At 31.3% G+C, this 15,753-nt stretch carries 10 protein-coding genes; 1 reads left to right on the forward strand and 9 read right to left on the reverse strand.

Annotated elements, in window-relative coordinates; translation table 11 throughout:
• Positions 1-10: 10 nt before the first annotated feature.
• The 9 genes from pqqB to A1D18_RS00580 form a co-directional block, all read right to left on the reverse strand.
• On the reverse strand, positions 11-919 hold the full coding sequence (pqqB, locus tag A1D18_RS00535; protein WP_071661875.1) for a pyrroloquinoline quinone biosynthesis protein PqqB: 909 nt from the start codon (positions 917-919) through the stop codon (positions 11-13).
• Positions 920-941: 22 nt separating this feature from the next.
• Positions 942-1,016 carry a pyrroloquinoline quinone precursor peptide PqqA gene (pqqA, locus tag A1D18_RS06955; RefSeq protein ID WP_071661884.1) on the reverse strand — a complete coding sequence of 25 codons (75 nt, stop codon included), beginning with the start codon at positions 1,014-1,016 and terminating at the stop codon, positions 942-944.
• Between the two features lie 1,006 nt (positions 1,017-2,022).
• Positions 2,023-2,790, reverse strand: a complete 768-nt coding sequence (locus tag A1D18_RS00545; protein ID WP_071661876.1) for an ankyrin repeat domain-containing protein — start codon at positions 2,788-2,790, stop codon at positions 2,023-2,025.
• Positions 2,791-3,572: 782 nt separating this feature from the next.
• Positions 3,573-4,193: a hypothetical protein gene (locus A1D18_RS00550; RefSeq protein WP_143750403.1), complete on the reverse strand. Its 621-nt coding sequence runs from the start codon at positions 4,191-4,193 to the stop codon at positions 3,573-3,575.
• 172 nt (positions 4,194-4,365) lie between these two features.
• On the reverse strand, positions 4,366-4,683 hold the full coding sequence (locus A1D18_RS00555) for a hypothetical protein (protein ID WP_071661878.1): 318 nt from the start codon (positions 4,681-4,683) through the stop codon (positions 4,366-4,368).
• Between the two features lie 639 nt (positions 4,684-5,322).
• Entirely contained in the window at positions 5,323-5,682 is a 360-nt protein-coding gene (locus tag A1D18_RS00565) for a hypothetical protein (RefSeq protein WP_143750404.1), read from the reverse strand.
• A gap of 418 nt (positions 5,683-6,100) precedes the next feature.
• The gene (locus tag A1D18_RS00570; RefSeq protein ID WP_071661881.1) at positions 6,101-6,925 is read right to left on the reverse strand and encodes a hypothetical protein; all 825 of its coding nucleotides are present in this window, start codon (positions 6,923-6,925) and stop codon (positions 6,101-6,103) included.
• A 225-nt stretch (positions 6,926-7,150) separates the two neighbouring features.
• Positions 7,151-7,849: an ankyrin repeat domain-containing protein gene (locus tag A1D18_RS00575; protein ID WP_171910798.1), complete on the reverse strand. Its 699-nt coding sequence runs from the start codon at positions 7,847-7,849 to the stop codon at positions 7,151-7,153.
• A gap of 269 nt (positions 7,850-8,118) precedes the next feature.
• Positions 8,119-11,538, reverse strand: coding sequence for an ankyrin repeat domain-containing protein (locus tag A1D18_RS00580; RefSeq protein WP_071661883.1), 3,420 nt, complete (start codon positions 11,536-11,538; stop codon positions 8,119-8,121).
• 483 nt (positions 11,539-12,021) lie between these two features.
• Between A1D18_RS00580 and A1D18_RS00585 the strand changes: the two genes are divergently transcribed.
• The coding region (locus A1D18_RS00585) for a DUF7779 domain-containing protein (protein WP_216095003.1) at positions 12,022-15,753 on the forward strand (3,732 nt) is incomplete at its 3' end.

The following is a 15,753-nucleotide window of genomic DNA, read 5'->3' on the forward strand; positions in this document are numbered from 1 at the left end:
AGCAGAGTTCCTAAAGTAAGATATTCATTCCATCATAGGCTATTTCAATGTTCGCATTGTTTAATTGGGCATGTTCAGGAGAGGTTGTATTAAGTATCGGATTCGTATTATTCACATGAATGACTATTTTTCTTGGTTTTTGCAATGCATTCAATTTAGAAAGTAACCCTTCCTCACTGGCTAAGGCACAATGACCCATCTCAGTTGCTAATTTGTTATTTATTCCGCAACGTGACATTTCATCTTCATGCCAAAATGTGCCATCAATTAGGACACAATCTGCATTATTCATGCTTTGAAATAGTCTTTCATCAAACTGCGCAATAGCCGGCGCATAAAAAAAAGTTTTCTGTGTTAGCTGATCTAAAATAATCAAAGCCGTATTCGCACCTTGTTTAAGATTGTGTCTATAAGGCGAATACGGTGGGGACTTTCCCGGCAAATCGATAGGTGTCAATACTAAGTTTTTAAATCCTTGAATCGTAAAAGCGTGAGAAACATTAATACGATTAAAATCAATAACGCAATAATTTTTTAAAATTTTAAACAGTGGAAAATGGTGTGTCAGTTCCTCTTGAACCAGTTCTGTACAATAGATGACTAATTTTTCGGCTTCCCGTAATGAAAGTAATCCAGTCACATGATCAATTTGGCTATCTGTCAAGATGATGGCCTGAATTCCTGTATCACGTAACAGGTTACTTTGTTGCGCTTCGTGAAAATCTTCCAGTTGTTTGCGTATATCAGGCGACGCATTGATGAGAATCCATTTTTTATTGTCCTCGCTGACAGCAATCGAAGACTGTGTACGTGAAACAGCGGCTATCGTTTTTACTCGTAGTCCTTGGCAATTACTGCAATTACAATTCCATTGCGGGAATCCTCCGCCCGCTGCTGATCCTAGAACCTTGAGTAGCATTTTTTATCCATTCCGGATATCATTATGAGTGATATATGTACATGTTTATCTCAAAGCCAAAACGCATCTCAGTATAAACAGGTTTAATCCATTTCATCTCTCATTGGTTCCTTTTGTACTTAAGGAACTCACATTATAGTAGGTGCAGCAGTATCATGCAAAAAGCCTAGAAATTCAGAGGGCATACATGGACTTGATAACTGCCATACTGATTATTTTTTTATGCATTTACTTTAATTTTTAATGAGTCATCCATTATTAACTTCAGGAATTAATAGATAAACTTATATTTACTCTTCATCAGCGTGAAAATCTAATTCCTAGGAATATCCTTCTATTATAGTAAGTACATCGAGCATAAATTTAAACTTATTAAACATTCAATATTTCTCAAACTTTCCGATCCATTTAAAAAAAATTACAATTTTTCTTTAACATTTTCCATTTGAAAAAGTATTACTGACTGCTCTATAGAGCAGCTTTTTCCTTCTACCTGCTCTTATCATTAATTTCTAGGTTAAATGGAACTAAATTTATATTTTAGTTATAAAAATCAAAATAATTAGCTTTTTAAAAAAAATGTATGTACCAAAATTGTATCTGGATAAAATGGAAGAAACAGAAGTTCCTGTAGTTTTCAGTAGGTTATTAAGTTTGCAAGGTATCGCAAGTGTTGATTATTAATTGTTTTTTACTTATACATTCAGGCTTCGAACTTGGGGGTCGGGAGTTCGAGTCCTTCCGGTCGCACCAGTACAATCTTATTTTTTCAATAACTTATCTTACTATTCAAAGGCTTATTTTTCATCTATGTATTACCATGCACCAATTTTGTGCCGACACACGTTCAGCAACCTCTTGAAGCTGTTGACTATTTAGATGTATAAAGTTGCACTGTTTCATAGAGACCAACCACCAAATTTCTGCAATTCATAGAGTGAAGTTCCATGCTGTATGTGCCAAGAAGCCCATGCAGGGCGAGTCATGCCAGTGAAAAATCTTCGATCCTTGAACGTTTTAACGCATGTTTCTTATTACTCAAGTACGAAATGGAAAAATATCAATTTCTAAAGCTGCTGAAATGAAGTTTAAAAGCTAATATATTAACTCAATTTAGGAGAAGACATAGTAGTATCCCATTGATCAATTTTAGAAACCTGACTCTTTATTGCTTCTGAATTCAATGATTTAAAGAGCTGATGAAAAGAATGGGAAACTAAAGTATCACTTTTTCCTGAAGAAATTTTATTTAAAATAGTTTCTGTCAAGGTTTTACCACCTATAATTTCTTCTTGAGGCAAATATTTAATTTTTAGAATCTGTTCCTTCCAGTAGGCTGACAAATCTTGATGCTTTATAAAGTCAGGTTCTTCTTCTTTTAGATTTTTTAATAATAAACGAGAAATAAGCCATTTTGCTAACTCAATATGGTTATGCAGATAGGCTAAATTTAATGGAGTAAGCCCATCAATATCAGTCGCGTTAAGGTTGGCTCCATTTTCTATAAGCAATTTTGCTACCTTAATAAGGCCTTTTTCACATGCCCAATGAAGAGGTGTCCATCTATGATTAGAAATTGTCGCATTAACATTGGCCCCTTTTTTGATCAGTAACTTTGCTGCCTCAATATAACCATTTTTACATACCCAATGGAGCGGTGTTGCTCCATCAGCATTAGCTGCATTAACATTAGCGCCACCTTCTTCTATAAGAAGTTTTATTAGCTCCTCATGGCCTTCTATAGATAGCCGATAGAATAAAGGTGCTTCAAAAAAAGTCGCATTAACATTGGCCCCTTTTTCTATTAAAGGTTTAACACGTTGTAAATCATCCTGCTTAGCAGCTGAATAGAGTTCAAATACTAACGACATGCTATCATCCCAGTAAATTATTATTTAGTTTATTAGATAATATATAATTATTATTAAGCTTTGTTAATTATTCATGTCCTGCGAATACTTTTTTCAGTACGCTATATAAAGGTTTTTATCGATCTTTTTTGTTTGCTGAGTCCTGTCCTCATAATTTTTTTTCAAATCACCAAAATCACTGCATAAATCTATTTTTCTAAAAAATTTAACAGTCTACAATAGAATAAAAAATAACCAACGTAAAAGCGTTTTATGATACTTCCGCATTCTGAAGTTTACAAATTTGATCTATCGTCTAATAGCTCAAAGAATGTATTAAAGCAAAAGTAGTAGCATTACTCCAGAAAAACATCAAAACTATCGTGTGATTAACACGCGCAGCAAGGATATTATCGCACAAATTAGGTAGATACAGCAGTTAAATGGATGGGGGTCATGGTAAAACAAATAATACCTGCTGAAGAAACAAAAATAGTTAGAAATAAAGGTCGCTTATACTAGTGTACTTACTTACGGGTTAGTAATGAAACTTCCTATAGTTGGAGTAAGTTATGCTTAATCCACTCTCTGGTAACAAAAAATAACGGTTTTTTCAGTATCCCATCAATTTAAAATTAAATTGATGGAATACTTTTATTTCGCACACCCTTATTCCTCGTGGGAACATGACTCAATGAAAATATGGATGGGCTAATCAGACAGTATTTAAAAAAAGGCTCTGACTTAAGTCACATTTTAAATAGGTCACCTTACTCATCTCTTTGTGTCACATTAAGCCTGAACTATTCCATATGATGTACATATCCCTTCTCTTCATCAGCGTCTCCTTCAACGAGAATTAAAGAACCCAGGATTGTTGGAAGGCATAGAATGATCCAATGTGAGGGTTGTTGTTGTAATTGAAGCAAGTCATTCATTATTTTTTCTATTCGTTCTTCCATCTTTGCGTTGCTTTGTTCAAACTCGGCCCTATCTTGTGCTCGTGTCGATTCGAATTTAGCTTTATCTTGGGCATGTTGTGCTTCCATTTGTTCTATCGTTTCTTTAGAGTTTTTTAATTCTTCTTTTAATTGCGTATTCTCTATTAAAATTCCACCTTCCTGTTGCTCCCATTCATTAAATAAAGCACTTTGATATTCTCGAGTTGATTGGAGCAACTGTTCAAGCGATTCGAGTAACTTAACATTAAATTGATAGCCTCTAAACCATTGCTTTTTAGCACTTTCTACTTCCGTGTATAATACTTTGATAATTGCTTCAAAATCACTCAGACTACTATGTGTAATAGGATTTTTTTGAGTGCCTGCCTGGGCTGCTTGGATAACTAATCGAAAATCCTTTTCCCAATTTTCTTTTTTTGTTTCTACTCCAATTCGTTTAAATAGTTTTAATAAAAAGGGCAATTGATCCACTTCTAATAAGGTAGTTATAAATTCATCTAAGTGAAGTTTGATCTTTTTTAATCCAGCATCAATTTCGCCATATCTTGTGGATAACCGAGATATAAAGGGAAAAAAAGCGCTTAAATCCTTTTTTACATGATTAAGAATTAATTCTTTATAAATTTGTTCTTCTTTATTCGAGTCCGAAAAAATCTGATATAAATTGAAAATTTAATGGTTTACTCTCTTGGTTTTCTAAAATATGGATATTTTCTAATTTAATTACTTTCCATTGATTTATCTCAAAAAGATTTAATAAGATGTTTTCAATCGCTTCGGCCGCATATTCACACCCTCCTCTTAAGGGAAATTCTCCCTTCTCCATATAATTTAAAATACGAATTTCTTTATCGTCAGAATTGAATTCAAAGTGATTTCTAAGTGATGCAGGGAACTCTTCTTCAGTCAGCGATCCTGATAAAGCAGTCGTTTTAATCTCTTTTGAATCCACTAATTCCTCCCTATAAAAAGGAATCAATTCAACATCATGTAAATAAATTTCATAGGAAGCGCTATCCGAAGGATAGATATGATCGCTTAGCTTTCGCAGCTGTTTTATCGATAATTTGGAATGAAAAAACTTAAATCAGCCTGTTTTTAAGAAAAAATCAAATGCATCTTCAAATACATCGATACCCATTATATTAACTCCTTTTATTAAATTTGTTTTTTCAATTAAGTATAAATTATTGAGAAATAATTTCCTAGATTATAGGAGTTATGTATTTTTCAAGGTTATTCTTAAGTGCGTCTTTCGCTAATGGCGATAAAGTCTTTGCTTTTAAAGGCACATGGAAAAAAAACATATTATAATTTACAGGTATTTTTTGATTATTTTTTTCATCTATAATTTTTTTAATAGCCTCAATATTTTTTTTGGTAAGCGACAAAGAATCATTTTTTAATAAGAATTGAAATACCTTATTTAAGGATTCTTGAAAAGAAATAGAACTTCCAAGGGTAATATTGCAAAAAGGTGATTGTATAAACCATTTTATAGCTTCATATTTAATTTTGTTTGAAAAGAGTATTTCATGTACGCGATTTAGGTAAGGTGCATAAAGTTCATAAAAAAGCTTTGCTTCTTTTCTTAATTCATTATCAAACTCAAAAAATAGCTGGAATTTAGGGATCTGTTGCTCAAAACTTCTCGTTCAGAATAAGAATAGCTTATTGTAGAACTCGCTTCTAAAAATTCATTGAACATTAAATAATTTTCTATTTTTTTTATGAACGCTTTAAAAAATTCTGCATCATTTTCAAGTTCAAATATTTTATAAACTAAATTATTTTTAAGGGAATGGATAGTATCAGTTATAGATTCTGAAAAGAAAGGCTGCGCAAATAATTCCTTTAACTCTTTAAAGCCTTGAAGTAATTCACCTTTTTTAGAGTATTCCATAGAGCATATTATATTATACGTAATTGAAAATTTATCTTTTATATTCATAAATAGTTTTTAATTTGCTTCAAAAATTAACTTTATCCTATAGATTTACTCTTAACGATTTATTAAACCTAGCCTACTCGATAAAGTATCTTACTCTTTTTGAGAGCGCAATTTATAATGACATTATCTACTTATCGCTAGCTTTCTTTAGATCCAAATTGAGTAGATGGATCTTAGCAATCCCCTTTCCTTGTAGCAATCTGACAGATGAAATTTATTTTTTATCAGGTTTTTATATTTAAAGCTATTTTTAATTATGCAAAGAGCTCATTCACTTACAGTGATATTTCAAAAATAAGGCAAAAATAAAGTAATATGAAAATGATCAATTTAAAGAACATTTCTTATCAATATCGGAGCTTATTGCTATTTTCTACGTGCGTGTTCATCTAGGCGTGTAAAAGATAATTATTATTCATTAGAGATGTTTTAATCTATTTTCAAGTGCCAATTTGATCAGTTGTTTACATAATTTATCAGATTTTGACATTTTATGAAAAATAAAGCCATTTGATTTAGGTAAATTATTTACAAAACTCTTTCTCTTATCATATAAAATAGAAAAAAAGCTGTCATAATTAAAAAATTTACCTTCTTTTGTTTTTTTATCGAGTAATATTTCACAATGATCATTAAAATATTTTTTTTTAGAAAGGTTTATATCTTGAATCATTAAATGATATATCTCTGTTAATTTTATAGAAAATCTTTTTGATTCAAAAGTAATTAGCGTAAAAAGATTAGTATTAAAAAACCATTTAAGATCGTCTGTTTTTATCTCTTCTGTTAGAAGAACTATTTTTAACCTATCTAATTCTTTAAAGTATTCTACAAAAAAATTCTCTTTTTCCTCCATTTTTTGAATAGATAATTTAATAAATTTTTTTAAATCATCTGCCAGATTAGACAATAAATTAATTATACATAAATGCTTTTCTAGAATAATTTTTTCTCCTTCAGAGTAATTTATATCTGAGACGTTTAAGATTGCTTTGAGAATGCTAGGATCTAAAATTTTCTTAATAATAACTTTTAAAAACTCAGGATCTTTATCTAGCTTGAAAAATATATAGACTTGATTTCTCTTGAGCTTTTTAATGACTTCCATACAAGATTTCTCAGATATAGAAGAATCGAGTAAACTCATAAGTGCCTCATGTTCCTTCATTAAAATGACTGTATTTGGATAAGTAGCGAGATTAATTTTTTTTAAAAAAAAGCGAAGTTTTATTTTAATTTCCATACTAAAACTCAACTGGTTACTTTTACCTTTTTAGTTAAATTATATCTGGTTGATTCTTTAATTTCTATTAAATAAAAACTAATAGATGATGTATCTTTATATTTTTTATAAAAAAAATTATGATAAAAATATCTATTTACAAAATTTTGTTTGGATCTAATTCTGAAAATAGAACGCGTATATAAATCTCATCAGAAAATTGCTGAGATAAAATTTAATAAATAATTAATTTCTAAAACACGATGTCACACTTAAATTTAAAGCTCTATCATGCTTAATTAAATTAAGTGGTTCAGTTTGACATTCCACCTCTCGAGGTAAATTATGAAAAAAAGATGATGGGAGCATTTGAGTTTTATTAAGGTATACCTCTTTTTGTTTCATAGCAACCTCTGCTAGCAGAGCAAGATCGGAAGTATCTACTATTTCTTCTTCTGATTGTCTACGGTCGTTTTCTGCAGTTTCTTTTCTTAAGCATGGTTGCGCATTGTTAGATAAAATTCTGCATTGATTGGTTTCTAATATAATATTTTCAAGTTCTTTTTTAATCCTTTTGCTCTCTTCTTTAACCGGTCTAACTTGAATATATTGTTCCAAAGTTCTCCCACATTTATTTTTTTGTAAAAAATCTGCTCCATTTTTCTTCAAAAATTCTAAGATTCTAGGCTGGCTATACAAAGCAGCATAATGAGCAGGCGTGTTCCCTTGCTCATCGGGTATATTTATATTAACGCCTTGTTCTAATAAATATAAAAATACCCTATCACTGCCATATCTTGTCGCAATATGTAATAGGCTTTGTCCATTTTTACTGGAAACCGCTTGATTAAGATCATAATCTTCACGGATACAACTTTTTAAAAAATCTAATTCTTCTTTTAGTTTTACTAAATCATTTTTCTTAACAGCTTTAATTATATTCATGATTCCCATAATTTTAACCCTTATATAAATCTATATAAAAAACATAATAAAGCATAAATATAAAAAATTAAGGAAATATTAATACCTGAATAAAGCACCTTGATTCTTTAGAAAAACTAGAATGACATCCTCTACTTAGAATATTTTCGTATAACTCCTTTTAGACTCTTAAGTAAATCAGTCCTATCAGTGTTTTTTTGTCAATTTTAGCCGCCTGCACATTACCGACTATATCAAAATCAATGTGATTTTCAGCATCCATTGTTTTTTTATTTTTTTTGGTTAACTTGTTTCAATATCGGAAAATTGGCTTCCTGTATCGTTGATAATAAAATTTTTGAGATTTCACAGAGCTGTCCACTTTTTATTTTACCTACCAATTTCGCTAGCAAAGCAACTTCATTAAAGTCAGCATTAATTTCTGACTCTTTTAAATCTTTCTCAAATTCAGTTATGATATTTAATGCGTAGGCTTGTACTTCTAAATCAGAGAGATAATTATCTTGAAAAAAGTTGTGTTTTTTACCTGTTTTTTTTCTTACCAGCATATCAACTAAATACAACGTATTATTCATATGTAAATAATCAACCTTAAACTTTTGATCATTCAAATTATTATGCGGACAAGAAATTGGCTTGAAAAATCCAAGTAAATTAAACCCCTCTGCAGAGTTGATATTTACTGTACGATGTTTTGAAGGCAACTCATTTTCTAATTTAACCTCTACATGATGCTGTCGAGATATTTTTGTTTTTGACTCTAAATCTTTTGCTAAAGGGTTAGGATCTATCTGAACAACTTCTAGCGATTTGTTACGTTTATAATTTTTTTTTCTTAGATATTGTATTATCTCATAATGGCGATTTATGATTGCCAGGTTTATTGGAGTATGCCCATCTCTATTTTTTACTTTTAAAATAGCCTTTTTTTCCAACAAATATTTCACTATTTCTAACGAAAACTTGGCATCGCGAATGGTCATAGCGAAGTGCAGTGCTGTATTTCCCCTATTACCTGGTGTATTTAGATTCACCGTGCTCTGTTCAACTAGATAATGAATCACTTCTAAACGATGGTTTAAAACAGCCACATGTAACGGAGTATTCCCTTCATTATTTTTTATTTCTATATCCGCCTTTTGTTCCAACAAATATTTCACTATTTCTAATGATAAATTGGAATCACGAATGGTCATAGCGAAGTGCAGTGCTGTATTTCCGCTATTACCTGGTGTATTTAGATTTACCGTACTATGCCCAACCAAGTAACGAATAACTTCTAAATGATAGTTTAAAACCGCAACATGCAACGGGGTATTCCCTTCGTTATTTTTTGCCTCAACATTGGCACTATGATCGAGTAAAATTTGCATCAAATTGATATAACCTACTATACCTACCAGATGTAAGGGTGTATTACCTTGATTATCTGTACTTTTTAAATCAGCACCTTTTTTCACTAAATATTTCACTATCTCTGTATAACCAAACCAAATAGAAAAAAGTAATGGTGTACGCCCGTATAAATCTTTAATCTCTAGATCGATATTTTCTTCTTCTACATGGAATCTAACTAAACTCAACTGACTTTTTTTTATCGCATCAAATATACTGCTTATAGTTAGATTTTTTTCCTTAATTAAATACCTAATAGTCAAAAAACTACCGCTGTTTTCAGCTTCCTGTAAAATGGTTTCATTCTGATTATTTTTAGCTTTTATATCGGCTCCTTGCTCGATTAAATACTTTGTCAGCTTTACGTAATCATATAAGGCGGCAATATGTAATGGCGTACTCCCGTTATTATCCCTTGCATTTAAGATAGCACCGCACTCTATTAGATATTCGACTATCTTTAAATTATTCCTTGAAACTGCTAAATGTAAAGGCGTATTACCTGAATGATCTTTTGCCTCAATATCAGCACCTTTCTCGATAAGATGCTTGACTATTTCTAAATAGCAGCTTTTTGAAGCTTCGTGAAGAGCAGTCCTATTCGACTCGTCCTTTATTTCTAAATTAGCTTTCTTTTCTATAAGATATTGAACTATCTCTAAATGACCATTTTTTGCAGCATAATGCAAAGGAGTACGCCCTTGTTCATCTTGTACTTCTAAATTAACTCCATTTTCTACAAGAAACTTCACTATCTGTAAGTGATTATTTTTGGAAGCCTCATGAAGAGGAGTGCTACCTTGTTTATCTTTTATTTCCAACTTTGCATTTTTCTTTGTAAAATATTTAACTATTTTTAAAGATCCGCTTTTGGAAGCCTCATGGAGAGGAGTTTTATTCCACTCATTCCTTGGCTCTAAATTAGCTTTTTTTTCTTCTATGAGATATTTAACAATTTCTAAATGGCCATTACTAGATGCTACATGCAAGGGAGTAATACCCACCTCATCTCTTATTTCTAAATTTAGCCCTTTTTCTGCGAGAAATTTTACTATTTTTATTTCTCCACTCATTGCTGCATAATAGAATACCTGCTGGTATATATTATTTTTTATTTCCGAATTAACCGCTATTTTTTCTACTAAATATTCCATTAAAGCTATATTATTATTCAAGATAATTATCTGTAGTGGTGTCTTATTTTTATTATTAACGGCTCTCCAATTAGCATTTGCTTCGAGTAAATAATTAACTAATTCTAAATCATCCATTAAAACGGCAATATGTAAAGGGGTATTACCCTCATTATTTTTTGCTTCTAAGTTTACATTTTTTTCAATCAAATACTTCACTAATTCAGGATAGCCATTGCTAATAGCAGAATGTAATGGCGTATTATTAGCACTATCTCTAATCTCTAAATTAGCACCGCTTTCAACAAAATTCTTAACAAGTTCTAAATCTCCTCTTAAGGTCGCAATATATAAAGGAGGCATATTTATATTCGTTTTATTTTCTGGATTTACTTTTTTACTCAGTAAATAATTAACAATCTCTGTATAACCAAATAATGTAGCATAATAGAGTGGGCTATTATGTTGTTTATCCATTGATTCTACATTAGCTCCTTTATCAACTAAATACCGAACCATATCTAAATGACCATTTCGAATAGCATAATACAATGCCGTGTTCCCTGCATTAGTTATTTTGTTAACATCCATGCCTTTTTTGATTAAATATTCTGCTATCGCTAAATTATTTTCTTGAGCAGCATAGTGCAAAGGCGTAATACCATTACTATATTCTTCTTCTAAGTTTGCTCCATTTTCTATCAGATATTTTACTATCGCTAAATGCCTATATTGAGCCGCATAACTCAACAGTGTATCACCTCGTTTATTAATGATATTTAAATCCGATCCACTCTCAAATAAATATTTAACGATATCTAAATGACCGTATAGAGTGGCCAGGTGTAATGGTGTATTGCCTATAATTCTGTCCTTTACTTCTAAATGTGAACCACTTTTTAGTAAATATTTTACTATATTGAGATAACCGTATTGCGCGGCAAGATGTAATGGTGTACTTCCATCTAAATTTTTACTATTTATTCTAGCACCTGCTTCCACAAAAAACTTTACCGTACCTAAACAACCGTGTCTTACCGCTCTAAATATATTATTGATCACTAGATTTCTATTTATTAATTGCGAATTACATTGTCGGCTACGAAAACGAACTAGGTTAATTTTACTCTGTTGAATGGGATATTTATTCTTTTGTAACATTTTCCAAACTCCTTGTTAATTTTTTTACATTCCTAATTTTTCTAAAATCTATGTGCAGAATAAATATTATCTCTAATATTTTATTAAATAACAAATAAATTTTTTTATTCAAATTAATTTAAGAAATTATTTTATATCTTTAATTATTGCTCAAATACTCTATCTTGCCAACTAAATATAATGCTATTTTATATATAATTAAAAATAGAAAATTTTTTAATCTTTTTCTTACGTTATTAAACCTATTTAAGGGTAATAACACTTATTCAAATAAAAAATAAAAGCTGATACAGTATAACTAACAGAAGAATAAAAAAAATGATATTAAATACTTAATACTTAATCAAAACTAATAAGATGAACAGCTGAACCTCTATCGAATACGAGTAAATCGGTATCCGTCATATGCGATTTAAATTAAGAAATCAATGAACTAAAAAAAACGCATAAAAATGTACGCATAAAATAAAAGGAAAAATAATAATGGAGAAAAAAAATGAAAATCCAAAAACTTATGTTCAAAATGTATTAGACTCTTCAAGTGACAAGATACTTTATCGAGTTATTAGAGAATCTTTACTCTCTTATGAAGAAAATAATTCAAACTACGCTATTTTAAGCACGCGTGTTAAACGAATCAATAATGACGAAACGCTTGTGGAAGCAACAGTAAAAAACCAGTATAGCTATTGGTTAAGTCAAGAGGATATCGCTGAGATCGCTCGCTTAGAGTATAACAATTATCATAGAGAGAGCGATGCTACATTTGAAGTATTAGGTTCTATGCCACAGCTATATATTACCTTAGAGCTATTTCAGCTTAAAATACGAGCCAGTAAATTAGCTTCCGCTCGACTTACTTTAATTATTAACTTAGCGAATTTACATTGGGTGACGTTAGTTATTGCTTATAAAAATAATCAATATGTGGGCTATTATACCGATTCAAAAGATAATCCTATCCCGCCTGAGTACTATCAACTACTTTTAAATGCCTTCCAAATATCCTCGTTAAGTTTAAGCCCTGGTTTTATTCAACAAAAAGATGACTCCAATTGCGGTTTATGGGCGCTCGAAAATGCGGCTGACCTGAATCAGATGATTGATCAGAATCAATCCATACTCTGGATAATTAATAAATTGAAACGATCACGCAGTAAAGAATATTTTAATACGAGAAGGGAATATTTTGCTGAAAAACTCCGTGCTGATCCAGCTTGGAATGAACGACATCCACTGCTCTCGCAAGGCCTTATCGTCCAAGAAGCGTTACCAACTAAAACTGAACCTGATCCTAAACGATTTAAAGCGATGATTAAAGATGAAAAAGAAAAAGTAACGATTTTATTAGAGACGTTTGTCGAAACCTTTATGAGTGCTTTTATAAAAAAACTTGGTGCCTATCATTTATTAGCCAAAGGAGAAAGCTTAACAGAGGAAAGTCTGAAAACTGAATTAAAAACAGGGTTAACCGGTGCGTTATTAGGGATAGGTATTTCTCAAAGCCTTATGGGTTCAATTCCTTCATTGGTGACTTCGTTGAGAATGATTAGTGGTAAATTTTACCCCTCTAAAGATAAAGCCCAAAAAATTACCAAGATTTTTTCTGAAATTAAGTCAGAGCATTTAGACTCTATTTTATCTGAAGCAGCCGTGGATATATTTCACAGCTTTGAAAGTCAATTTATGCAAGTAACCGATAAAGCGGGCGATAAAGTGGCTATGGAGAAACTAGCAGAGGATGCCGTAGGACGGCTGTTCAACGCTATAAAGAAATATTCCAACCTAGATAAGATTATTTCCAAGGAATTAATAGAAAAAAGTGTGTTACAAGGGCCATCAGAAAAGTTTTTTGATCCTAATGTTAAACGAGCCAGATTACGGATTTCAGGATACATCGTACAAGATAATAATGGAAAAGCTATTAATACCGCCAACTTATATAAAAAAACAAGCTTAGTTGCTCTCGATAAAAAGGGCCAACCTCATAAATTTTATACTCTCAAAAATTTACATGATCGCCCATATGGCTATCGGCGTCTTTTTGAATGGGAAAAAAAGGGCAACGGAGAATTGAAAGAAAACTTGAAAACCTCGTATACAGAGCAGCAATTTCTTCAAACTAAAGACATTTTTCAATTTCGTTCAAGACGATATTATTATCTTTTACATGCCGAGACAAATCAAGTGGAAGCACGACGTATTCTAGATAAAATTAAGAATCGATATCTTCCTCAAATTTTGAATAGAGAACCTTTTAGTAAAAAGCCTATTTTTTTTGATTTAAGAAAACCAATAGAAAATTTTAGCGGAAGAATAGAGGTGCTTAAAACATTGCATCGTACCCTAATGTCAGAGAGAACAACCGCCATCGTACCCAATTGGGCTACTTTATCTATTTCGTCAGCTGAAAATAGATTGAGTACATCAAATAGCGACTCGACATCAGCCTCAAGTGGCTCCCAATTATCAATTAATGGTTTAGGAGGAATAGGCAAAACACAATTAGCATTACGCTATGCTGAGCTTTATGCGAGTGACTATGATTACAATATTTTATGGATTAATGCAGAAACCAAGGAAAATATAGCGTATTCTCTCAACAAACTAGCGACAAGACTGCACATTGCAACCAAAGATTGTTATAGCCAAAGAAAGAGTCTAGAAGAAATAGTAGAAGAAATCTATGAATATTTTTCGGACAGAAAAAGTCTCTTTATTTTTGACAATGTTGAAAATTATCGCGCCATAGAAGCCTATTTACCTAAATCTATGCTAGGCAATAAACCGACTTTGTTAATCACTTCTCGTTATCGTAATTGGGAAAATGTTGCTCCTACTTTGTCACTTAATATTTTTACTGAACAAGAAACCGAAGAACTCATCAAGAAATCATTGAATTTAGGAGAGGATATTCCGCATGAAAGAATAAAGGAATTGCATCAATTGCTTCAAGGCTTACCTTTGGCATTACAACAAGCACTCGCTTATATCAAACTGAGAAGAAACACCGAAACTAGTTTTTCTTTTCATCATTACATCGAACTCTATAAAGAAAAAACTAAAGAATTATTAAATTTTAATTTTGTAAACTATTCTAACGATCCCTACCTAGAAACAGTTTTTACAACCTGGCTCATTACATTATGTAAAATTAAAACCGATCCGATTGGTGATGATGCGATAGAAATTTTAAATATTATGGCCTATTTAGATCCTGATAATATTGCAAGTAAAAAATTTTACCATTTGAATACTATCAATCGTCGTTCAAATTTATATGATTTAGATACTATTATGCATTTATTGAGTAGTTATTCCATGATTAATACCAGAGAAAAGGAAAGTAAATATACGATTCACCGATTAGTTCAACAGGTCATACGGATTAATCTCGAACAAAATAAAGCAAAGTTTGAAGAAGTAGTCGAAAAAACTCAAGAATTACTTTGGTATTGGCATTTTGCTTTCAAAAAAGATGAAGAAAGTGTTTTTCACTATCTTCATTTTCTTCTCTATATGTCTGAGCATAAAGACTCAATACCCTGCTTATTATACGGTCACCCAGAGAAAGCATTTTTTGATAACTTGGCACTTCAGAATTTAAAATATTGCCATTATTTTATTGATTTGGCTTATTTCAAATTCCCAAAAGAAAAATTTCTCCGATTTTTGGGAGACGCGATAGCTTATTTTATTAAATTTGGCTTAACCTTTCACTTGTCTGAAACACTTAATTATATCGAAAAAAAAATGGGGGTAGGAATCCTACCTAAGGAAAATATTAAGTATATTACAGAACATTTTAATAATTTAATTGACCCCGCTCTTAAAGCAAAGCGCTTTTCGACTATTCCGAAAAAAAAAGCAAATCAAAAAGAAGCTGTAAGACTTTTTTACGAATTCAGATTAAAAATATTCGGTAATCAGTTTATCGACTACGATAGCTGCCCGTCACATAGCCGAAAGCGAAATATTTGTTCATTATCCGAAACAGAACAAGAGCGGATTAAAGAACTCAGGAAACAACCAATTAAAGCTCATTTTAAAAAAATAGAACAAGTCTCTCGCTATATAAGCTCAGCACTTATGACCAAAGATACCTTATCGGCTTTGCTTCAAGGTCAGTTTGATGAAGTGGCTATTAATTTCGGATTAATAACTAGTAGTATCTTCTTTGGAAGTCTATCCAATAGTCTGTTCACTCAAGGAAAA

Source organism: Candidatus Rickettsiella isopodorum, assembly GCF_001881495.1.
GTDB classification, from domain to species: Bacteria; Pseudomonadota; Gammaproteobacteria; order Diplorickettsiales; family Diplorickettsiaceae; genus Aquirickettsiella; species Aquirickettsiella isopodorum.